Source organism: Celeribacter persicus, assembly GCF_003050785.1.
GTDB classification, from domain to species: domain Bacteria; phylum Pseudomonadota; class Alphaproteobacteria; order Rhodobacterales; family Rhodobacteraceae; genus Celeribacter; species Celeribacter persicus.
The window spans coordinates 279,668-301,684 of record NZ_QAOH01000001.1; the positions used below are offsets into that span (position 1 = coordinate 279,668).

The 22,017-nt window shown below is 59.8% G+C and carries 22 protein-coding genes; 19 read left to right on the forward strand and 3 right to left on the reverse strand.

The window, feature by feature from the left end; translation table 11 throughout:
- The first annotated feature begins 151 nt into the window (after nucleotides 1-151).
- The gene (gene topA / locus C8N42_RS01485; protein ID WP_107814761.1) at nucleotides 152-2,788 is read left to right on the forward strand and encodes a type I DNA topoisomerase; all 2,637 of its coding nucleotides are present in this window, start codon (nucleotides 152-154) and stop codon (nucleotides 2,786-2,788) included.
- A gap of 112 nt (nucleotides 2,789-2,900) precedes the next feature.
- On the opposite strand, the gene C8N42_RS01490 is transcribed toward topA, so the two are convergent.
- Together C8N42_RS01490 and C8N42_RS01495 are read right to left on the reverse strand one after the other, a co-directional pair.
- Nucleotides 2,901-3,128 (reverse strand): hypothetical protein, encoded by a 228-nt coding sequence (locus C8N42_RS01490; protein WP_107814762.1) that lies wholly within the window; start codon nucleotides 3,126-3,128, stop codon nucleotides 2,901-2,903.
- A gap of 98 nt (nucleotides 3,129-3,226) precedes the next feature.
- Complete coding sequence (locus C8N42_RS01495; RefSeq protein WP_107814763.1) at nucleotides 3,227-4,126, reverse strand: MBL fold metallo-hydrolase; 900 nt, start codon at nucleotides 4,124-4,126, stop codon at nucleotides 3,227-3,229.
- A gap of 221 nt (nucleotides 4,127-4,347) precedes the next feature.
- Between C8N42_RS01495 and C8N42_RS01500 the strand changes: the two genes are divergently transcribed.
- The 6 genes from C8N42_RS01500 to C8N42_RS01525 all read left to right on the forward strand — a co-directional run bounded on the left by C8N42_RS01500 (nucleotide 4,348) and on the right by C8N42_RS01525 (nucleotide 9,834).
- Complete coding sequence (locus C8N42_RS01500; protein ID WP_107814764.1) at nucleotides 4,348-5,052, forward strand: CoA transferase subunit A; 705 nt, start codon at nucleotides 4,348-4,350, stop codon at nucleotides 5,050-5,052.
- 9 nt (nucleotides 5,053-5,061) lie between these two features.
- Nucleotides 5,062-6,117, forward strand: coding sequence for a GSCFA domain-containing protein (locus C8N42_RS01505; RefSeq protein ID WP_107814765.1), 1,056 nt, complete (start codon nucleotides 5,062-5,064; stop codon nucleotides 6,115-6,117).
- Nucleotides 6,114-6,911 carry a hypothetical protein gene (locus C8N42_RS01510; protein ID WP_107814766.1) on the forward strand — a complete coding sequence of 266 codons (798 nt, stop codon included), beginning with the start codon at nucleotides 6,114-6,116 and terminating at the stop codon, nucleotides 6,909-6,911. The genes C8N42_RS01505 and C8N42_RS01510 overlap by 4 nt, the downstream gene beginning before the upstream one ends.
- Nucleotides 6,912-6,931: 20 nt before the next feature.
- Nucleotides 6,932-7,561: a 3-oxoacid CoA-transferase subunit B gene (locus C8N42_RS01515; protein ID WP_107814767.1), complete on the forward strand. Its 630-nt coding sequence runs from the start codon at nucleotides 6,932-6,934 to the stop codon at nucleotides 7,559-7,561.
- A 220-nt stretch (nucleotides 7,562-7,781) separates the two neighbouring features.
- Nucleotides 7,782-9,095, forward strand: a complete 1,314-nt coding sequence (locus C8N42_RS01520; RefSeq protein WP_107814768.1) for an FAD-binding oxidoreductase — start codon at nucleotides 7,782-7,784, stop codon at nucleotides 9,093-9,095.
- Between the two features lies 1 nt (nucleotide 9,096).
- Nucleotides 9,097-9,834 carry an SDR family oxidoreductase gene (locus C8N42_RS01525; RefSeq protein WP_107814769.1) on the forward strand — a complete coding sequence of 246 codons (738 nt, stop codon included), beginning with the start codon at nucleotides 9,097-9,099 and terminating at the stop codon, nucleotides 9,832-9,834.
- Between the two features lie 30 nt (nucleotides 9,835-9,864).
- Here the strand turns inward: C8N42_RS01525 and C8N42_RS01530 are convergent, their stop codons facing one another.
- Complete coding sequence (locus C8N42_RS01530; protein WP_245889932.1) at nucleotides 9,865-10,707, reverse strand: lytic transglycosylase domain-containing protein; 843 nt, start codon at nucleotides 10,705-10,707, stop codon at nucleotides 9,865-9,867.
- A gap of 384 nt (nucleotides 10,708-11,091) precedes the next feature.
- Here C8N42_RS01530 and C8N42_RS01535 point away from each other — a divergent pair, with 384 nt between their 5' ends.
- The 12 genes from C8N42_RS01535 to C8N42_RS01590 all read left to right on the forward strand — a co-directional run bounded on the left by C8N42_RS01535 (nucleotide 11,092) and on the right by C8N42_RS01590 (nucleotide 22,017).
- Nucleotides 11,092-11,283: a Flp family type IVb pilin gene (locus C8N42_RS01535; protein ID WP_107814771.1), complete on the forward strand. Its 192-nt coding sequence runs from the start codon at nucleotides 11,092-11,094 to the stop codon at nucleotides 11,281-11,283.
- Between the two features lie 30 nt (nucleotides 11,284-11,313).
- On the forward strand, nucleotides 11,314-11,505 hold the full coding sequence (locus tag C8N42_RS01540; protein WP_107814771.1) for a Flp family type IVb pilin: 192 nt from the start codon (nucleotides 11,314-11,316) through the stop codon (nucleotides 11,503-11,505).
- Nucleotides 11,506-11,775: 270 nt separating this feature from the next.
- Entirely contained in the window at nucleotides 11,776-12,618 is an 843-nt protein-coding gene (cpaB, locus tag C8N42_RS01545) for a Flp pilus assembly protein CpaB (protein ID WP_107814772.1), read from the forward strand.
- 253 nt (nucleotides 12,619-12,871) lie between these two features.
- Nucleotides 12,872-14,281, forward strand: coding sequence for a type II and III secretion system protein family protein (locus C8N42_RS01550; protein ID WP_107814773.1), 1,410 nt, complete (start codon nucleotides 12,872-12,874; stop codon nucleotides 14,279-14,281).
- A gap of 4 nt (nucleotides 14,282-14,285) precedes the next feature.
- Entirely contained in the window at nucleotides 14,286-14,951 is a 666-nt protein-coding gene (locus C8N42_RS01555) for an OmpA family protein (protein ID WP_107814774.1), read from the forward strand.
- 210 nt (nucleotides 14,952-15,161) lie between these two features.
- Complete coding sequence (locus tag C8N42_RS01560) at nucleotides 15,162-16,418, forward strand: CpaE/TadZ family protein (RefSeq protein WP_107814775.1); 1,257 nt, start codon at nucleotides 15,162-15,164, stop codon at nucleotides 16,416-16,418.
- Nucleotides 16,419-16,464: 46 nt separating this feature from the next.
- Nucleotides 16,465-17,931 carry a TadA family conjugal transfer-associated ATPase gene (locus tag C8N42_RS01565; RefSeq protein WP_107814776.1) on the forward strand — a complete coding sequence of 489 codons (1,467 nt, stop codon included), beginning with the start codon at nucleotides 16,465-16,467 and terminating at the stop codon, nucleotides 17,929-17,931.
- A gap of 12 nt (nucleotides 17,932-17,943) precedes the next feature.
- Nucleotides 17,944-18,915, forward strand: coding sequence for a type II secretion system F family protein (locus tag C8N42_RS01570; RefSeq protein WP_211309132.1), 972 nt, complete (start codon nucleotides 17,944-17,946; stop codon nucleotides 18,913-18,915).
- A 12-nt stretch (nucleotides 18,916-18,927) separates the two neighbouring features.
- Entirely contained in the window at nucleotides 18,928-19,905 is a 978-nt protein-coding gene (locus C8N42_RS01575; protein ID WP_107814777.1) for a type II secretion system F family protein, read from the forward strand.
- Between the two features lie 43 nt (nucleotides 19,906-19,948).
- Nucleotides 19,949-20,527: a tetratricopeptide repeat protein gene (locus C8N42_RS01580; protein ID WP_107814778.1), complete on the forward strand. Its 579-nt coding sequence runs from the start codon at nucleotides 19,949-19,951 to the stop codon at nucleotides 20,525-20,527.
- A gap of 129 nt (nucleotides 20,528-20,656) precedes the next feature.
- Nucleotides 20,657-21,517, forward strand: coding sequence for a tetratricopeptide repeat protein (locus C8N42_RS01585; RefSeq protein ID WP_107815052.1), 861 nt, complete (start codon nucleotides 20,657-20,659; stop codon nucleotides 21,515-21,517).
- Nucleotides 21,518-21,525: 8 nt separating this feature from the next.
- Entirely contained in the window at nucleotides 21,526-22,017 is a 492-nt protein-coding gene (locus C8N42_RS01590) for an A24 family peptidase (protein WP_107814779.1), read from the forward strand.

Below are 22,017 nucleotides of genomic sequence, written 5' to 3' on the forward strand. Positions count from 1 at the left end.
CGCACTCTCCATGCTCGAAAACCTGCCCGATCCTCGCGCATTCAGCGCCGACGGGGAACAATAATCCTGCCAGCGCATTGACAATCCCACATCGCTCAGCCCATTTTCCGCCGCCATAAGACCCCCCGTTTCAGAATCCTGAGGACAGTCCATGCCCGTTGTTGTCGTCGAATCCCCGGCAAAGGCCAAAACGATCAACAAGTATCTCGGCAAGGATTACACCGTGCTCGCCTCCTACGGCCACGTCCGCGATCTTCCGGCCAAGGATGGCTCAGTCGATCCCGAACACGATTTCGACATGACCTGGGAGATCGGCGCGGACAGTCGCAAGCATGTCAAGGCCATCGCGGATGCGCTCAAGGACGACGACGCCCTGATCCTCGCCACCGACCCCGATCGCGAGGGGGAGGCGATTTCGTGGCACTTGCAGGAGGCGCTGACCAAACGCAAGGCGATCAAGAAGTCCACAGCCGTGTCACGTGTGACCTTCAACGCGATCACCAAGCCCGCCATTCTGGAAGCGATGAAACACCCGCGTCAGGTCGATGCGCCGCTGGTCGATGCCTATCTGGCGCGCCGCGCGCTCGACTACCTCGTGGGCTTCAACCTTTCGCCGGTTCTCTGGCGCAAACTGCCGGGCGCACGCTCGGCGGGTCGGGTGCAGTCCGTCTGCCTACGTCTCATTGTCGAACGCGAGATGGAGATCGAGGCTTTCAATCCCCAGGAATACTGGTCGGTGAAGGCGATGCTGGAGACCCCGCGCGGGCAGAGTTTCGAAGCCCGGCTGACACAACTTTCCGGCAAGAAGCTCGACAAGTTCGACCTCAAGGATCGGATGCGCGCGGAAATGGCCGTTCAGGCCGTGTCGTCCCGCGCGCTCAAGGTGATTTCGGTCGAGGCGAAACCCGCCTCCCGCAACCCTTCCGCTCCCTTCATGACCTCGACGCTTCAGCAAGAGGCCAGCCGCAAATTCGGCATGGGTGCGCGCCAGACGATGAACGCGGCACAGCGGCTCTATGAGGCAGGGCTGATCACCTATATGCGGACCGACGGTATCGACATGGCCCCCGAGGCCGTGGCGCAGGCACGCGATGCGATCGAATCGCGCTATGGCGACAAATACGTCCCCTCCTCCCCACGCATCTACAAGAACAAGGCGAAGAACGCGCAGGAGGCGCATGAATGTATCCGTCCGACGGATATGTTCGCCGCCCCCGACAAGGTGAAATTGACGGAGGCCGATCAGCGCAAGCTCTATGACCTGATCTGGAAACGCACGATTGCCTGCCAGATGGAGGGCGCAAAGCTTGAGCGCACCACGGTGGACATTGCCTCCGACGACCAAGAGGTCATGCTGCGCGCCACCGGTCAGGTTGTGGTGTTTGACGGGTTCATGGCGGTATACACTGAGGGCCGCGACGATGTGGAGGAGGACGACGAAGGCCGCCTGCCGCAGATCATGCAAGGCGAGCCTTTGAAGAAAGTCGCGGGCGCTCTCAAAGCCGAAGCGGCGGAAAAAGAGGCGGTTCTGGGCGCGGAAGGCGCCGTTCTGGGCCTGCAACACCACACCAACCCGCCGCCGCGTTACACCGAGGCCACTTTGGTGAAACGTATGGAAGAGTTGGGCATCGGGCGTCCGTCCACCTACGCCTCCGTGCTTTCGACCATCGTCGACCGCGAATATGTCCGCAAGGAACAGAACCGCCTGATCCCGGAGGACAAGGGGCGGATCGTCACGATCTTCCTGATGAATTTCTTCCGCAAATATGTTGGCTACGAATTCACCGCCAATCTCGAAGAGCAGCTCGACGAAATTTCGGCAGGCGATCTGGATTACAAAGAGGTGCTCGCACGGTTCTGGCGCGATTTCCATGCCGCCATCGAAGAGACCAGCGAGCTGCGGATTTCCGAAGTTCTCGACAAACTGGACGAGGCGCTCGCGCCCCAGCTTTACCCGCCGCGTGAAGACGGCTCCGATCCGCGCATCTGTCCGAAATGCGGCCAAGGGCAGTTGCATCTGAAAACCTCGCGCACCGGCGGGTTTGTCGGCTGTTCGAACTATCCCGAATGCACCTACACGCGTCCCATCGCGGGCGAAGGCGCCGAAGGCGACGAACGTCTTCTGGGCGAGGACAATGGCGACGAGATCTGGCTCAAGTCCGGGCGTTTCGGGCCTTATGTCCAACGCGGCGAGCCGACGCCGGAGAACAAGAAACCGCCCCGCGCCTCCCTGCCGAAAGGCTGGTCGAAGGACGATATGGACCTTGAGAAGGCACTGACGCTTCTGAACCTCCCGCGCGAAATCGGTCAGCACCCGGAGGGCGGCATGATCACCGCCAATTTCGGACGTTTCGGCCCCTATCTCATGCACCAACTGCCGGACGAGGCGAAGCCGGTTTACGCCAACCTCAAAGACCCGAACGACGTGTTCGAGATCGGCATGAACCGGGCGGTCGAACTGATCACCGAGAAGCGCAACAATCCGGGGCGCGGGCGGACAGCGTCGGCGGCGAAACCGCTCAAGGAACTGGGCGAGCATCCCGGAGAGGGCGGACCGGTTCAGGTGCTCGACGGACGGTACGGGCCCTATGTGAAATGGGGCAAGGTGAACGCGACCCTGCCGAAGGACGTGAAGCCCGAGGATCTGAGCATGGAGCAGGCGGTGGAGCTGATCACGGCGAAGGCCGCGAAAGGCGGCAAAAAGACTGCAAGGAAAGCTGCGCCGAAAACGACAGCGGCCAAGAAGCCAGCTGCGAAGAAGGCCACCGGGAAAAAGACGACCTCATAAAAGGAAGTCGCAGGATCGGATGCAAATCCGGCGGTCGATGGCTGAGGGCCTTTGCGACCGTGGCACGGTCAAAAAGAAAGGGCGCCCGCGAGCGCCCTTTTTCTTGTGGAGATCAGGTCGCGGGATGCAATCGCCCACCTTGGTTGTGGATACAGCCGCCGACCATCGCCTTGAGATAGAGCGCCGCGCCGGGTTTCACCACGACATTGCCGCCGACCATGCCCTTGAGGGTCAGTTCGACACCCTCCTCGATCACTGCGTCTTTTGCGATCATCCCCTCGAAGGTGCCGCTCTTCGAGAAGATATGGTTGCCGCGGATCATGGAATAAAGCTGGGACATGATATTCTCCTCCAAAGTTATGACTCCCAAGTTAAAGAGTTCGCCCGCTTTATTAACAAAACGTTAAAGGCGCCCCCGAGGGAGCGCCTTTCCGCCGATCAGTGTTTCGGCTCAAACCGGTTCAGCGGGATACGCAGCACCGCCCGACCCTTGTCGTCGGGCTCCGGCAGACGACCGCCACGAATGTTGATTTGCAGCGCATACAGCATCTGTTTCGGCAGCGGCAATGTCGCATCGCGGGCATCCCGCGTGGCGATGAATTCCTCTTTGCTGATGCCGTCTTTCACATGGATATTCGAGGCTTTATGTTCGGCCACCGTCGCCATGCAGGCCTCTTTCCGGCCCCCCTTGCGATAGTCGTGACCGACAAAAACGCGGGTGTCCCCCGGCATCGCCAGAATGGCCTGCAAACTGTCCCAAAGCTCCTCGGAAGAACCTCCCGGAAAGTCGGCGCGCGAGGTTCCGCTGTCGGGCACCATGAAGGTGTCATGGGCAAAAACCGCATCGCCGATCACATAGGAAACCGACGCCAGAGTGTGACCGGTTGAGAGAATCACCTTCGCGGTCAGACTGCCGATGCCGAATTCATCGCCCGGTTCGAACAGGCGGTCCCAGTAATCGTCGCGATTCTTGAGACTGTCGTCGGCATAGAGATCGGCCCAGATGTTCTGCACCTCAAGCACCTTGCGCCCGATCGCCTGCGGTGCGCCCAGCTTTTGCGCCAGATAGGGCGCGGCGGAGAAGTGGTCGGCATGAGGATGCGTGTCGAGCACCCAGACCACCTTCAGCCCCTGCTCTTTCACATAGGCGAGGATTTCATCGGCGCTGGCAGTCCAGGTTGCACCGGCTGCCGGATCGAAGTCGAGCACCGGGTCGATGATCGCGGCGGCCTTGGTTTTCGGGTCTGAGACCACATATTGCCAGGACCCTGTGACCTCCTCGTAAAAGGCGGCCACGTCGGGGCTGCCGGGGGTTTGAGACGCTGCGAAAAATTGCATGGGAATCTCCCTTGTCGTGCGTTGATTTCATATTCTGTTGATTGAATATGTTTTGTCTCGGTAGAATTTCAAGTCCGACAAAAACCGTAAGCCAATTTGTCGCAGAACACATCTGTTCACAGCACGGACCATCCTCGTTGCGGCGCAGCATGTGATTGACTTGCAGGGGCAGAACCCGGTTAATCGGCGCAATGGATTTCAGGATGTTCGGGAGGAGCAAGATGAAGAAAGTATACGGATCAGCGGCGGAGGCCCTCGACGGGCTGCTCGAAGACGGGATGTTGATCGCGGCGGGCGGGTTCGGTCTCTGCGGCATCCCCGAATTGCTGATCGACGCGCTGGTCGAAAGCGGGGTCAAGGACCTCACTGTCGCCTCGAACAACGCGGGCGTCGACGGGTTCGGCCTCGGCAAACTTCTGGAAACCCGGCAGATCAAGAAGATGATCTCGTCCTATGTGGGCGAAAACGCCGAATTCATGCGCCAGTATCTTTCCGGCGAGCTGGAGCTTGAATTCAATCCGCAGGGCACGCTGGCCGAACGTATGCGCGCGGCCGGCGCGGGCATTCCAGGGTTCTACACCAAGACCGGTGTGGGCACGGTGATCGCAGAGGGCAAGGAGCACAAGGAGTTTGGCGGCGAAACCTATATCCTTGAAGAGGGCATTTTCGCCGATATTTCCATCGTCAAAGCCTGGAAGGCCGACGAGACCGGCAATGCCGTGTTCCGCAAGACCGCGCGCAACTTCAACCCGCCAGCGGCGATGTGCGGCAAGGTCTGCATCATGGAGGTCGAGGAGATTGTGCCGGTCGGCTCGCTTGATCCCGATTGCATCCACCTGCCGGGCGTCTATGTGCATCGTCTGATCCAGGGCGAACACGAAAAGCGCATCGAGCAACGCACGACGCGCGCGCGTCCGGCGGCGTAAAGGCGCGTCTTGGGCTCCCCCTACGATCACCTGCCCGGCTCCGCCTTTTGGCGGAGCGGTGTGGCCGAGGCCGATCCGACGGCGATCGAGGGGCTTTGCGCGCCGAAATTCCGCATCTCTGCCACGGATAGGATCATGACGGCGGGGAGCTGTTTCGCCCAGCATGTGCATCGCAATCTCGTGGCGCGCGACTGGGCGGTGATCGACGTGGAAACACCGAATGGCCCCTTCCCGCGCGAGGTGCTCAACCGCTATGGCTACGCGCTCTACTCCGCGCGTTACGGTAATATCTACACCGTGCGCCAGATGGTGCAGTTGCTGCGCGAGGCGCAGGGGGAGTTCAAACCCGCCGAACCGGTCTGGGAGCGCGACGGGTGCTATGTCGATGCGCAACGGCCGAATGTCGAACCCGGCGGGCTGGCAACGCCCGAGCATGTGATGGAGGCCCGCACCGTACACCTGCGCCGCGTACTGCGCGCGGTGCGGCGTGCAGATGTGTTCGTCTTTACGCTGGGGCTCACCGAAGTCTGGTTTCACCGCGACACGGGCACGGTCTATCCGACCGCGCCGGGCACGCTGGCGGGTACTTATGACCCCGAAGTCTTCGCCTTTCACAACTTCAGCCTGCCGGAGGTGCGCGACGATCTCGAAGAATTGCGCACCCGTCTCATGACGCTGCGCCCGGACATCCGCATGCTTTTGACCGTCTCGCCCGTACCGCTGACCGCCACGGCGACCGGCGGACATGTGATGCCGGCCACGGCTTATTCCAAAGCGACGCTGCGCGCAGCAGCGGGTGAAGTGGCGGGCAAATACGACAATGTGGATTACTTCCCGTCCTATGAGCTTGTCACCAACCCGGCGGCGGGCGGGCGGTTTTACAAGGAAAACCTGCGTTCCGTGACTGAGGAAGGCGTCGCCGCCGCCATGCGCATGTTCTTCATGGCCCATGCCCCGGAGGCAGAAACTGCGCCACATGTGAGCCGGAAACAGCCGGAGGACGACGGGCTGGAAGAGGCCGATCTGGTCTGTGAAGAGGCGCTGATCGAGGCGAGCCGGTCATGAGCGCGACACAAAAGATCCTCATCATCGGCACCTCCCATACCGGCGCCTTCTACACCGCGCGGCAGCGGATCAAGACGGGCTTCCCGACGCTCGAAGTGAGCTATTTCGGCCTACCGGGGCGGATTTATAGCTCGGCCAGCTACAAGGACGGCATATTCCGCGCGCCCGAGGACGCCAGCCATCAACTGGGCTGGATGACACATAACGAAATCGACTTCGCCCCTTTCACCCGCATCCTGCATGTAGGGGAGCGCTACACCCTGAACCACGCCATGCGGCTCATGGTGTTTCACGACATCCTCGAAGAACCGGAACGCACGAAACGCGCCTTCCTGTCGCAGGCCGCACTGAACGATCTGTTGCGCGGGCTGGTACGCCAGCGCGCCGAAGGGCTCGTCGCCCGCTTCGGTCCGGAGCCGCTTCACTGTTTCCTGCCCGCCCCCTACCCGCTCGCGCGTTCGGTCGCGCCGGGGCCGGGACATGAATTTGCGCTCGCCTCGCTACGCAAACGCCCACATGGCGCGGACTGGATGCGGCGCTATGAGGCGATGATCGGGGAAGAAATGGCGCTGGTCGGCCTTGATGTGATGCTGCAACCGCAGGAGACACGCGCCGGACAGTTCATGACCGAAGATCGCTACGCCCGCCCAAAGACGGAGACAGAGACGGAACCGGGCAGCGAAAGCGTCGATCATCGTCACATGAATGCAGATTATGGATGGCAGGTGTTCTGCGCCTTCGCGCAGAGCCGCCTTGGACTAACCCCGGAGGACACACATGCCCTCGCGGAGTGAAGGATAACGGAGGAGTTAACATGGCTTGGGATCGCAATCAGATGGCGGCACGCGCCGCGCAAGAACTACAGGACGGCACATATGTGAACCTCGGGATCGGTATCCCGACGCTGGTGCCGAATTTCATCCCGGAGGGCGTCACCGTGACGCTGCAATCGGAGAATGGCATGTTGGGCATGGGACCGTTCCCCTACGAGGGCGATGAGGACCCGGACCTGATCAATGCGGGCAAACAGACCATCACGGAACTGCCCAACACGGCCTATTTCGACAGTTCGTTTTCCTTCGGCATGATCCGTGGTGGCAAGATCGCCATGGCAATCCTCGGCGCGATGGAGGTCGATGAAAAGGGCGATCTGGCGAACTGGATGATCCCCGGCAAGCTTGTGAAGGGCATGGGCGGCGCGATGGATCTGGTCGCGGGGGTCGGTCGCGTCGTGGTGGTGATGGACCACACCAACAAACATGGCGAGAGCAAGCTCTTGCACGAATGCACCCTGCCGCTGACCGGTCAGGGTGTGGTGGATCGGGTGATCACCAACCTCGGCGTTCTGGATGTGGTCGAGGGCGGTCTGAAGATTGTCGAACTGGCCGATGGGGTATCGGAAGAAGAACTGCGCGTCGCCACTGAGGCGACCATCGTCAATTAAAGGTCGAACGCTTTAAGGACGTGTCCTGAGTACTTTACCTGCAATGAAGACAGGACGCGGCTCCCGGATTGGGCCGCGTCTTCTGCTCTCTCCATTGTTCAAAAACTCGAAACAGCATCATATTCTCGCCCCAATTGTTTTTTAAACCATGGGCAAATCAGACAGAGTCATAAGACCATGATCACAGAGCAGCCCCTCCCTTTCTCACAGGACCTGAACAATGGTCTGGAATAAACTCACCTATACCGGTTGGGGCCGGGCGCGGTCCGCCAGTGGCGAGGTTGCACGTCCCGAACGTCAATCCACGCTCGCCCGCGCGGTGGCCGAGACCCTCGCCCCCGCTTTCGGGATGCGCCGCTCTTATGGCGACGTGGCGCTCAACGACGGGGGCAAGGCCTATGACATAACCCGACTCGACCGGGTGCTGTCCTTTGACGCGGAGACAGGGATTGTCGAAGTGGAGGCCGGAATGCCGATCGGCGATCTGGGCCGGGCCTATGCCTCAAAGGGCTGGATTCCGCCGGTGATGCCGGGGACGGGGTTTGCCACGGTCGGCGGCTGTATCGCCAATGACGTGCATGGCAAGAACCACCATGTAAAAGGTTCCTTCGGTCAGCATGTGACTGAGATCACCTTGGTGCAGAGCACCAAGACCCGCGTGATCACGCCCAGAAGCGGCAAACTTTGGAAAGCAACCGTGGGCGGGCTGGGTCAGACCGGGGTGATCGCCAAGGCGAAAATTCAGCTCATGCCCTGCAAGGGTGACATGATGGTTTTGACCGAACGCCGGATCAGTGATCTCGACGACTTCCTCATGGCCTTCGATGAGAGCAAAACCGATTACACCGTCGGCTGGATCGACGCGACGGCAACGGGCAAGCACCTCGGGCGCGGTATCCTTGAAGAAGGCGAGATCACGTCGGGTATCAACAAAAAGGGTGACGGCGCTCTGGAAGTGCCGTTCAACGCGCCGGGCTGGGCGCTCTCGGGCCCGGTGGTGCGCGTGTTCAACGAACTGTATTTCCGGCGAGTGCCCACCAGGGGCCGCACCTCTGTCAAACCGATCACCGATCCGTTCTTTCCGCTCGATGCGATCCACAACTGGAACCGGCTTTATGGCAAGCGCGGGTTCAATCAGTTCCAATGCGTTGTGCCCCCCGAGCGCGTGGATGTGTTGCGCAAGATGCTGGAAAAAATCGGTGCCTCCCACCTCGCCTCACCTCTCGCGGTGCTGAAAAAGATGGGACCGGGGCGCGGCGGTTACATGTCCTTCCCGATGGAAGGCTATACGCTGGCCGTGGATTTCCCGAACCGCGAGGGTTCACAGGAGTTGATCTCCGAACTGACCGATATGGCGCAGGACGCGGGCGGGCGGATTTATTTCGCCAAAGACGGCGTGGCCGAAGCGGCACAGGTCGCGGGCATGTACCCGGATCAGGGCCTCTGGGCCGAAACCGTCAACGAAGCCGACCCGTCGCACGCACTGGAAACCGATCTCGTGCGACGGCTGAACCTGCGTGGAAAAGGAGCCTGAGATGCACCAAACCTGGATCATTCTGGGCGCCACCTCCTCCATGGCCCGCGCCATGGCCCGCCGCCTCGCGAAAGACGGCGCAACGCTCCTCCTGTGCGGTCGCGACATGGACGACCTTTCGGCTACGGCCAGTGACTGCCTTGCGCGCGGAGCGACAAAAACCGAAGCCCTGCGCTTCGATGCTCGCGACCGCGCCAGTTTCGCACCGATCATCGAACGTGCAACCAAGGAAGAAGGTACGATCAACTGCGCCGTCTTCGTCGGCTCCATGCCGGAACAATCCTCGATCGACGCTGACCCTGCGTTGATCGACGGCGTGGTGCAGGACAGCCATATCGGCCCGGCCACCTTCCTCTCACTGCTCGCCCCGCATCTCGAAGAGCGCGGGCAAGGCACCGTGGTGGGCGTCACGTCCGTCGCGGGCGACCGTGGACGGATCGGCAATTACGTTTACGGCTCCGCCAAGGCGGGCTTTGCCATCTACCTCTCGGGCTTGCGCAACCGGCTGACGCGGGCAGGCGGCCATGTGGTCACCGTGAAACCCGGCTTCGTCGACACGGCGATGACCTGGGGCATCGAGGGCATGTTCCTCGTCGCCACGCCGGACGCGGTGGCAAAAGACATCCTCAAAGCGGTGCGCAAGAAAAAGAACGTGATCTACACGCCGTTCTTCTGGCGTTACATCATGCTGATCATCCGGCACATCCCGGAATTCATCTTCAAGAAAATGTCGATCTGACACCGAAGAGGGGCCTTTCGAGGCCCCGTTTCAGTTCTGCGCCCGCACCGCATTGGTCGCAAAGACACAGCCATCCGAATAGAGATCGGGCGGCGTCAGACACAAGCCCCTTGCCACCTGCCAAGCGGCCAGAACCTTGGGCACATAGGCACGGGTTTCGGCATAGGGCGGCGGGCCATTCGAGGCCTTCACCGCATTTTCCCCGGCATTATATCCCGCAAGCGCCAATGCCAGATCGCCGTTGAATTCCGTAAGCAGCCAGTCGAGATAGGCAATCCCGCCTTTGATGTTCTGGTCCGGGTCTTTGGGATCGACCCCGAAACGATCTGCCGTCGCCGGGATGAGCTGCATCAACCCCTGCGCGCCCTTCCCGCTCAATGCCGTCTCATCGCCCGAAGATTCGACCGCCATCACCGCAAGCGCCAGCGCCGGACTGACTTTGGTGCCGACCGAGTTGAGCAACAGCGCGGAACCGTAGCGATTGGCCAGATCGGTCACCTGCTGAAAACTCGGCCGGGGAATGGATTTTCCCGGATCGAGATCGAGCGCAGCCAAAGCCGCGCCGAACCGCTCTGGCCCCGCCCCCGCCAGATCGTGTGGCACCGCACGCCAGTACCAGTCGAGAAGCTCGGCGGGCACGGGCGCGACCGGATCAGCCACGGCGGGCGGCACCTTTACCGTCTTCATACCGGGCCTGATCTGCACGTCGATCAGATGCCCGGCACCGCCCGAGGGCACACCGATCCGCTTCGGGCGCACGTCCGGCCAAGGCGGCGGGGCGCTGGCCTCTTCGGCCATCGAGACAACGGGTGCGGCACAGCTCAATGCCGTCGACAAAGCGAGCCACACAACTCGGCGCGAGGAAAAAGTCATGATCATACTGCTCTTATGGGGCAGCCGGTTCCGAACGTCCGACCGCTTTTGCCGCCAGTTTCGCAAAAATCTTGCCCAAGAACCAGAATTTTAGCCGATTCTCCCATCAACCTTATGCCGTGGCTAATCTCAAAAGCGGATAAAAGCATTTTCAGGCAATCCGGTTAAAAAATTTTATCATTAAAAATCAATGTATTAAGTGAAATTGACGATCAATATGCGCCGTTACCAAAAACGTACCAATGCTGCCCAACTCTCGCCCCAGTTGGAGGGCCATATAAGCCCATCGAAAGCGGGAAAGAGCAATTAGGCAAGGGAAACGCCTCGCTCCGGATCGCTCAAGACGTGGAAACTGAGCTGACAATATCCTCGGAGGGATACCAAATGAAATTCTTCAAACTCGCCAACAAATTCTCCCGTGACGAAGACGGCGCCGTGACCGTTGACTGGGTCGTGCTGACCTCTGCCGTCGTGGGCCTCGCCATCGCCGTTCTCGCCACCGTGCAAAGCGGCACCAAATCGCTGGGCGATAACATCTCCAAAGACCTCGCTTCCCGCACCGTGATCACCTACTGATCCGGGCTACTCTGATACGGAGACTGAACCATGAAATTCTTCAAACTCGCCAACAAATTCTCCCGTGACGAAGACGGCGCCGTGACCGTTGACTGGGTCGTGCTGACCTCTGCCGTCGTGGGCCTCGCCATCGCCGTTCTCGCTACCGTGCAAAGCGGCACCAAATCGCTGGGCGATAACATCTCCAAAGACCTCGCTTCCCGCACCGTGATCACCTACTGATCCGGGGTCGGCCAAGCGCCGGAGAGGCAACATGTAAAACCGCGCTCCGGGACAAGAGCGCGGTTTTCCTTTTGGTGCCCCAGACTGGCGCATGGCGACATCTGGAAAACAGCCAGAAGGAATCTCCCGCTTTGTTCATAAATGAGCAAAAATTCACGCGAGCGCCGTGGCAAAACCACCAAATTGCCGCAATTCGATGAAACTTTGAAACGGTGTTCGCAGAGGGGTGGACCGTAAAGCGGCCTCACGCCCGCAAGCAAAGGGAAAGTTATGCGTATCATTTTCGGATTGGTGCTCGTGATCGGTGTCGCCCTGGCAGGCTTTGCCGTTCATATGACCCGCGGTTATCTGTCGACCTATCAGGCCGAACTGGACCGCGAAAAAGCCATGCGTGCCAACATGATCCAGACGGAAGAAATTTTCGTCGTGACCGCACCGCTGGCCTATGGCGACCCAATCGTGCCGGAATTGGTGAAAAAGGTCCGCTGGCCACTCGAAGCCATGCCTGAGGGTGCGTTCCGCACCGAAGAGGAACTGTTTCCGGAAGGTCCGGAAGTGACCCGCCTCGCATTGCGCGCCATTGAACCGATGGAACCCCTGCTCAGCGTCAAGGTCACCGCCCCGGGGGAAGATGCCGGAGTGGCCTCGCGTCTGTCGAAAGGCATGCGCGCTTTCGCGATCAAGGTGGACGTCTCCAGCGGCGTTTCGGGCCTGTTGCGCCCCGGTGACCGTGTGGATGTCTATTGGACCGGTCGCGCCCCCGGATCCGGAGAAGAGATCACGAAACTCATCGAATCGTCGATCCCTTTGGTGGCCGTCGACCAGACATCGAACAGCGAACGCCAGTCCACCACCATCGCCCGTACTGTAACCGTGGAAGCCACGCCCACCCAGGTCGCGGCGCTGGCAACGGCGCAAAGTTCGGGGCATCTCTCACTGGCACTGGTCGGTCGCAATGACGACACGATTGTGAGCGGCGTTGAGATCGACAAGAACACGCTTCTCGGCATCGAGGAGAAACAGGTCATCGCAGTTCAGAAAGAGCGCGTCTGCACGATCCGCACCCGCAAGGGCAGCGAAATCGTCGAAACACCGATTCCCTGCACCGACTGACACCTCGACCGGCTCGGACAGACAGCAAAATCAGAACCGGATGGCACGCATGAGCGCCGTCCGGTTTTTTGTGATTTGATCAAAGGCTTGCCGAACCAGACACCGCAAACGCTTCTGGCTTGTGACTTATCCACATCACAAATGGCATCCAAGAGATTGATTCTTGCAAAAAAAGTTAAATTAACGCATGGTCTGGCCAAATGGGTCGAAAAGAACCCGATGGTTGAGGCGTGGTCGACAGAGGCAGGATCACATGAAAAAGTTGAATTTGGTCAAGGCGGCCCTCATTGGGTTTGCCATACTCGGCGCTAGCCCGCATGGGGCTTTTGCTGAAAAACTTCGTGTGATGACGGGCTCCCCCTCGGGCGTGCTGAATGTTCCGATGAACCGGGCCGTGGTTGTCGAAAGCGACGAACCTTTCGCCGAAATCTCGGTAGCCAATGCGGAAATTGCCGATATCTCAACCCTTTCAGATCGTTCCATCTATGTGCTGGGCCGAACGCCGGGCCTGACCACCATGACGCTTCTGGCCCCGAACGGGACGCTGATCACCAACGTGCAAGTTCAGGTGACCCCGGATGTTACCGAGTTCAAGGAACGCCTTCGCCAGATCATGCCGAACGAAGCGATCGAAGTGCGCACGGCCAATGACGGCATCGTACTCTCGGGGGTGATTTCCTCGGTGACCATGATGGAACGTGCGGTGGAACTGGCGGAACGCTATGCGCCGGGCCGGGTGTCCAACCTGCTCAATATCGGCGGCACGCAACAGGTCATGCTGAAAGTGCGCTTTGCCGAAATGACCCGCTCTGTCTCGAAGAACCTCTCCTCCTCCATCGGCTTGTCCAACACGGATATGACGAGCTCCACCGGCACCTGGCTGAGCAGCGACAACAGTGCCACCTCGATTGCCGACAATGGCGGCGTCACCGTGAAGGAAGGAACCCTCGGCGCAATCAATATCGGCGGTTCGATCGGCAATACGGAACTTTCTATCCTGCTTGAGGCGATGGAAGAAAAAGGTCTGGTGCGAACTCTCGCCGAACCGAACCTGACCGCGCTTTCCGGCCAGCAAGCGAAATTCCTCGCCGGTGGCGAATATCCGATCCCGGTCTCCGACGAAGATGGCATCTATATCGACTACAAACCCTTTGGTGTCGAACTTGAGTTTGTGCCACGCGTGATCAATGGCGACCAGATCAACCTCGAAATGCGTGCCGCCGTGTCTGGCATCGATTCGACCGTGAACTATTCGGTGAACGGCTTTACGCTGAACTCCTTCAAACGCCGCGAAACCTCGACCACCGTTGAGCTGCGCGACGGTCAGAGCTTTGCCATCGCAGGTCTGTTGCAGGACGATTTCGAAGATCTCATCGGTCAGGTGCCGTGGCTCGGCGACATTCCGGTGCTCGGCGCCCTGTTCCGCTCGACCGATTATTCCCGCCGCCAGTCGGAGCTTGTGATCATCGTCACCCCGCATCTGGTCAGCCCGACCAACGGTCTCGCGCTCAGCTTGCCGACCGACCGGGTCAAGGTTCCGACCGAAAGTGAGCTGTTCCTCTTCGGCAAGACCTTTGGTGGCACCTCTGCCCCGAAATCCGGAGCGGCGGCCGAAGTGGCGAAACAGGATTTCTCCGGCTCCTATGGCTATGTGATGGAGTAAGGACATGCGGGACACTCTGAAACTTTCTCTTGTGGCCTCGGCCCTTCTCGCCCTAGGCGCCTGCTCCGATCAGAACGCTTTAAACTACTTCAATCAGGAAGCTGGTGGCTATCTGGACAATGGCACTTTCGGCAACGCGACGATGAACAACACACTGGTTCAGAGCGGTCAGCTCGATTACGTGATCGACCTGAACGAACGCTTTGCAGCCCAGGTTCCGACCACGGTCAATTTTGAATTCAATTCCGCCGTGCTCGATGGCGTGGCGCGCGATGCGATCCGCAAACAGGCGCATTTCATGGCGCAATTCCCCGAAGTACGTTTCCGCGTCTACGGTCACACCGATCTCGTGGGCTCCAACGCCTACAACAAATCGCTCGGTCTGCGCCGCGCGAAAGCAGTGGTCGCGGAACTTGCCCGCAACGGCATCTCCCGCTCGCGCCTCGAAGCGATGGTCTCCTATGGCGAGACCCAACCGCTGATCGTGACCCAGAATCCGGAGCGCAAGAACCGCCGTACCGTTACCGAAGTGTCCGGTTTTGTGGAAAATTCGAAGCTCGTGATGGACAGCCGCTATGCGGAGATCATTCATCGCGAATACATCGAAAGTGCGACGGCTCCCTCGGACCTCGTCGACTTTGGAAGCCGCGAAATCAATCCGGGACAATAAAGCCCGGATAACATCGTATCGAATTAGCGAATTATTACGCGATTTCGGCCCTATTGTTGCCCCAATACCCCGGCACCTTATCCCCAATGGGAGCAGTATGTCCGACAACCGAGTCGGACAGACGCGCCAGGGGATCAGGGCCGGGCGTTCCGTTTGAAACAGTCTGAGCCATCGAGAGCCTGGCGTTCGAGATAAAGGACGCTTTGAGCAATGACGAGTGAAGCTCTATTGCAAAACGACCCGGCCCCGCTTGTGGCCTGTACGATCAGCCGGGACGTGCAGAACTTCGATCTTCTGATCGAAGATATGGAGACCGAACTGGGCGAAGCCTGGGGCGATCTCTCTTTCGAGGATGCTCGGCAGTTCTTTCGCCAACCGGAAAGCGGCGGGCTGAAATTCGTCGCCATGGCGCTCGATCATGAAGACGAGAGCCTGCTGGCAATGATCGCGGACCTGATCAAGTCGGCCAAGGCACAGAATATCAAGGTGATTCTGATCGCCGATGAAATCTCGCCCTTGATCCTGCATCAGCTCCTGCAACTCGGAGCCGAAGATTTCATCCCCTACCCGCTGCCGGAAAACGCCCTTCATGACGCGATCGAACGTCTGGATGCACCCCGCAAGGTGCCCGCCATCGACTTCGTCGAGACGCACATGTCGACGCAGGTCGTCTCAGGTGGCAACGCGCATGGCATCGTTCTGCCGGTGCAATCCATATCGGGTGGCGCGGGCGCCACGACCATCGCGGTCAACCTCGCCTGGGAACTGGCCAATATCGAGAAGAAAGGCCCGCAACCCCGCGTGCTGTTGATAGATTTCAACCTGCAATACGGTTCCGTGTCCACCTATCTCGACCTGCCTCGCCGCAATGCGGTCTATGAGCTTCTGTCCTCGACCGAATTGATGGATGACGATGCGTTCAAAGGCGCATTGATGAATTTCAACGACAAGCTTTCCGTGCTGACCGCACCGCCGGAAATCCTGCCGCTCGATTTCATCGAAGCCACCGATGTGGAGCGACTGCTCGACATGGGCCGCAAACATTTCGACTATATCATTATCGACATGCCCACGACCCTCGTAAGCTGGACCGAGACGGCGCTCAATGCGGCCGAATTCTATTTCGCACCAATCGAACTCGACCTGCGCTCCGCCCAGAATATCTTGCGTCTGCGCAATGCGCTCAAAGCGGAAGAACTGCCGTTCGAGAAGATGCGCTTTCTGTTGAACCGGGCGCCGAAGGCGATGGATCTGGCTGCGAAAGCACGTCTGAAACGCATGGCGGAAAATCTCGAAATCGACATCGACGTGCAATTCCCCGATGGCGGGCGACCGGTGCGCGATGCCTGCGATCAGGGCATGCCGCTCGGAATCGAAGCGGCGAAAAACCCGCTGCGCAAGGAAATTCACAAGCTCGCTGCCTCGCTGCACGCACGACAGTCCGGGCAACTCGAAGCGGCACAATAATCCGCCGCAAAAACTGCCCCGGAGCATGAGGTGAGAGAACAAGACGATGTTTTCGCGATACAAAAAATCCGATGGCCATAAAGCAGAAGCCGTCAAAACCCCAACCAAGAGCGCGCCCACAGCCGCCCCGGTGAAAGCTGCCGCACCTGCCGAAGCACCCGCCCCGGCCGCAATCAAGGTTCAGCGCCGCGAGTCCACGCGCGCAGCCCAGGTCGCCCCGCAGGACAAGGAACGCCGGCGCAAGGAACGACTTGGCGACATCAAGGTGGAGATGCACAAGCGTCTTCTCGAAGACCTGAACCTCGCGGCTCTTGAAACCGCACAGGAAAAGGATCTGAAATCCGAGATTTCCGATATCACGGCGGAATTTCTCGCCGATCAGGGTCTGGTCCTGAACCGCGATGAACGCATCCTGCTCAATCAGGAGCTGTACGATGAAGTGCGCGGCCTCGGGCCGCTGGAACCGCTTTTGAAAGACGAGAGCGTCAACGATATTCTGGTCAACGGACCGCATCAGATCTTCATCGAACGGGCGGGCAAGCTCGAACTCTCGGACATCACCTTCAAGGATGAAAAGCACCTTCTGCGGATCATCGACAAGATCGTTTCCGCCGTGGGCCGCCGCGTCGATGAATCGAACCCCTATGTCGACGCCCGTCTCAAAGACGGTTCGCGTTTCAACGCCATGGTGCCGCCGGTCGCGGTGGACGGCTCGCTCGTCTCCATCCGGAAATTCAAAAAGGACAAGCTCGGGATCGACGATCTCGTGCGGTTCGGTGCTTTCTCCGAGGAAATGGCCGCCTATCTTCAAGCCGCCGTCTCCACCCGCCTCAATGTCATCGTGTCGGGCGGGACGGGCTCCGGTAAGACCACCACGCTCAATGCGCTGTCTTCATTCATCGACAACGACGAACGCATTCTCACCATCGAGGACACCGCGGAACTTCAACTCCAGCAGACCCATGTCGGTCGGATGGAAAGCCGTCCCGCCAACGTCGAGGGCAAGGGCGCGGTGACCCAACGGGATTGTTTGCGCAACGCGCTCAGGATGCGCCCGGACCGGATCATCGTGGGGGAGACCCGCGGTGAAGAGGTGATCGACATGCTTCAGGCCATGAATACCGGTCACGACGGCTCGATGACCACGATCCACGCCAACTCCGCGCGCGACGGTGTGTCGCGTCTTGAGAACATGATCGCCATGGCCGGGATCGAAATGCCGCTCAAGGCGGTGCGCTCACAGATCGCTTCGGCTGTGAACCTGATCGTGCAGGCCTCGCGTCTCCAAGACGGCTCGCGCCGCATGGTCTCGATCACCGAGATCACCGGCATGGAAGGCGACGTGATCTCGATGCAGGAGGTGTTCCGCTTCCAGCGCACCGGCCTGACCCCCGACAACAAGATCATCGGCCATTTCACGGCGACCGGTGTCCGCAGCCACTTCTCGGAACGCTTCCGCATGTGGGGCTACGACCTGCCGCACGCGATTTTCGAACCGACCAACCCGCGTTAAGGAGCCTGTCACATGATCATTTCTCTGGAACCGATCATTTACGGCGTCGTCTTCGTCGCCGTGCTGCTTCTGGTCGAGGGCATCTATCTGACTGTGTTCGGCAAGTCTATCTCGCTGAACTCCAGGGTCAATCGCCGCTACGAACTGCTCGAAAAGGGCACGGGCGACCGCGAAGAGGTGCTCAATCAACTGCGTAAGGAGATGAGCCAGCACCTCAAGTCGCGTCAGGTGCCGCTTTACTCCGTTCTGGCCGAAAAGGCGCAAAAGGCCAACATCGCCTTCTCGCCCACTCAGCTCTTCATGGTCATGGGGCTTCTGGGCATGGTCGCCTTCGTCGGCCTGTCGATCGGCACCGCCGCCTCCCTCCCGATCCGGATCATGGTCTCCGTCGTGATGGGCGTCGGTGCGGTTTATGTCTGGGTTCAGGCCAAGGCCAAGAAGCGTCTCGGCCTCATCGAGGAACAACTGCCCGATGCGGTTGAACTCATGGTGCGCTCTCTGCGCGTCGGACACCCGTTTTCCAATGCGCTGACCATCGTCTCCAAGGAAGTCCCCGATCCGCTTGGTACGGAAATGGGCGTGATCGCGGATGAATCCGCCTATGGTCGCGACGTGGGCGAGGCCTTGAAAGACATGGCCGAACGGCTCGACATGCAAGATTTGCGCTTCCTCGCCGTTGCCGTGTCGATCCAGCAGCAATCCGGCGGCAACCTCGCCGAAGTGCTCGACGGTCTGGCGAAGGTGATCCGCTCGCGTTTCAAACTGTTCCGCCGGGTGAAAGCGATCACCGCCGAGGCGCAATGGTCCGGCAAGTTCCTCTCGGGCTTCCCGCTTCTGGCGCTTCTGATGATCTCGCTGATGAAACCCGAATATTACGACACGGTGAAAAACACGCCCGCCTTCATTCCCGCATGTCTGACCGTGGCCGGGTTTCTCACCGCGAATATCTTCGTCATGAAATCGCTCGTGAACATCAAGGTCTGAGGAAGTTCCGCCATGCAAGAGATATTCACCTCCCTCCTCGGCGATCAACTCGGTCCCTTTGGCCCTCTCATTCTCATGGGATCTTTGGGCGCGGTGCTGATCCTCTTCGCCCTGCCCGCGCTTTTGAACAAGAAACGCGATCCGATGGACCGGCTCAAGGAGCAGGCCCAGAACGGCAATACGGCGAACAAACAGGCCAAGCTGCGCTACGAGGACAAGAAGGGGGCGAAGCTCGAAAAATACTCCGCCTTTCTTGAGCCCCAAAACGAAGAGGAATATTCCGCCGCGCAATTAAAGATGATTCAGGCGGGCTATCGCGGCAAGAACGCCGTGCGCATGTTCCACTTCGCGCAATTCTCAATGGGGCTCGGCGCGCTGGCCTTCGGCCTGCTGTTCGCCCTGCTCAAATCCTCGCAACAGGAAATGACACCGAAATCCCTGGTGCTGACGGTGCTCCTTCCGGCCTGTATCGGGTACATGCTGCCGAAATATTGGGTTACGCGCCGCGTCGAAGCCCGCAAGGAGGAAATCACCAACGGTTTCCCGGATGCGCTCGATCTCATGCTGGTCTGCGTCGAGGCCGGTCAGTCGCTCGATCAGGCGATCATCCGTGTGGCCAAGGAAATCCGCTCGGGCTTCCCGGCGCTGGCCGACGAGTTCGAGATCGTTTCTTACGAGATCAAGGCCGGCAAGGACAAAACCATCGTTTTGCGCGACATGGCCGAACGCTGTGGCGTGCCCGATGTGGCCTCTTTCGTGACCGTGCTGATCCAGTCGCAGCAATTCGGGACCTCGATTGCCGATGCACTACGGATTTATGCCGCTGAAATGCGTGACAAACGCGTGATGCGCGCCGAAGAGGCCGCAAACAAGTTGCCTACCAAGATGACCCTTGCCACAATGATGCTGACCGTGCCGCCGCTCCTGATTATCCTGGTCGGCCCCTCGGTCTATGACATCTACATTATGCTGTCGGAAGCCAGCTTCTAAGCCGGAACAGGTTTCGCGACAGCTCCAAAACGCAAGGGACAGCATGTCTCGACATTTCTCGCGCCGCCCCCTCGGGGCTGCGCTTTTCCTCTCTCTCCTGACCGCCTGCGGCACCGGTGACGGGCTCAAGCCGCTCAAGAACGCCGGAGCATATGCGCCGCCGGGCGTCGATGTGGGAGAGGCCTCCGTCGACGGGCTGATCGTCGGACACCGGCTGATGGCAGCCGGAGAATACGAACTGGCGCTCAAGGCCTATTACCGCGCCGCCGGGCACCAGGGCATGACCGTCGACACCCTCTCCGCCATCGGTTCCGCCAAGCTCCGCCTCGGGCGTCTCGGTCAGGCCGAAACCGATCTCAGGAAAGCCATAGAACTCGACGACAGTTTTGTCCCGGCCTGGAACAACCTCGGCGTGGTTCTGATGGAACAGGGGGAATACGGCGAGGCCGAACGCGTGTTCCGCACCGCCTTCGCGCTCGACAGTGGCCAATCTGCCGACATTCGCGAAAACCTGCGCTTGGCGCTCGCAAAACTCGAAAATCCCACGTATAGTGAGGAAAATGAGAGCAATTTCACACTGGTGCGGCGCGGAACGAGCGAATATCTGATCCTTGCACACTGAGGTGTTTCGAGATCCGAAAACGGACCGGGCACCGGAACAGGGTTGAAACGAAGAACAAAGTATCGAGGCAAACAGGGTCATCAAGAGACACAACGTCCGGACCCGAGCAGACAGAGGATGGCAGGCATCATGCGCAACCTTTATGTGATCACGCTCGCACTGGCGGGCTCTGTGGCCCTGACGGCCTGTCAAAAGCCTTTTGGTGGCGATGTGCGCCGCGCCGACACCTCCGTGAACGCCATCGACGGCACCGGACTTTCCGACATCATGCTCAACGCCGCCGACCCGACCGAAGCCGTGTCCTATTTTTCCCGTTCCGTGGCGGAAAACCCGGACCGCATCGACCTGCAACGCGGACTCGCGAAATCCCTTGTGCGCGCGGGCGAGAACCATGCTGCTGTCACCGCCTGGAAGAACGTCGTCGCCCATAAGGAGGCGACGATGGACGACCGGGTTGATTACGCCGATGCGCTGATCCGGACCGGCGAGTGGAAAGAGGCCGAGGCCCAGCTCGATGCCGTGCCGCCCACCCATGAGACCTACAAACGCTACCGCCTTGAGGCGATGGTCGCCGACAGCAATCAGGAATGGAAAAAGGCCGACAGTTTCTACCAGACCGCCGTGGGGCTGACGACCCGCCCGGGCGGGGTGCTGAATAACTGGGGCTATTCGAAACTGACCCGTGGCGATTACAAAGAGGCCGAAAAGCTCTTCGCGCAGGCCATCACCTACGATCCCTCGCTCTTCACCGCCAAGAACAATCTCGTTCTGGCCCGTGGCGCGCAGGGCAAATACGACCTGCCGGTGATGGAGATGACCCAGACCGAACGCGCGCAATTGCTCTACACGCTGGGGCTCGCCGCCGTAAAGGCCGGTGATGTGACCATCGGCAAGGGGCTTATCAAGGACGCCATCGACACCCACCCGCAGCATTTCGAAGCCGCCGTGCGCTCGCTGCGTGCGCTGGAAGCAAACGTCTCGAACGGTTGATCCGTCTCATGATAACCCTGCCCTCTCAGGCCGCGCTCTGGTTTCTTCTGCCGGTTGCACTCGTGTGTTTCCTCGCCGCCTTCAACGATCTGAAACGAATGAAACTGCCCAATACGGTCGTTCTGGCACTCGGCGCGATCTATGTGGTCATGGGACCGTTTCTCTTGCCGATTGACCAGTATCTCTGGGGCTTTGCCCATGCGCTCGTGATGTATCCCATCGCTCTCTTTGCCTACGCCTATCTGGGCGTTGGCGCCGGGGACGGCAAATTCGCCGTCGCCATGTCGATGTTCATTCCACTTGCCGATCTGGGCCCCGTGCTCACTCTGTTCGCGGCTTTTCTGCTCGGCGCTTTCGGCGCACACCGTCTGCTGCGTGCCTTGCCTGCGATGCGGCGCGCCACGCCGGACTGGGTCTCTTGGGAGCATCGTAAATTCCCCATGGGACTGGCACTCACCGGCACGATGGTTAGCTATCTGGCACTCGCGTCCTACGCCTGA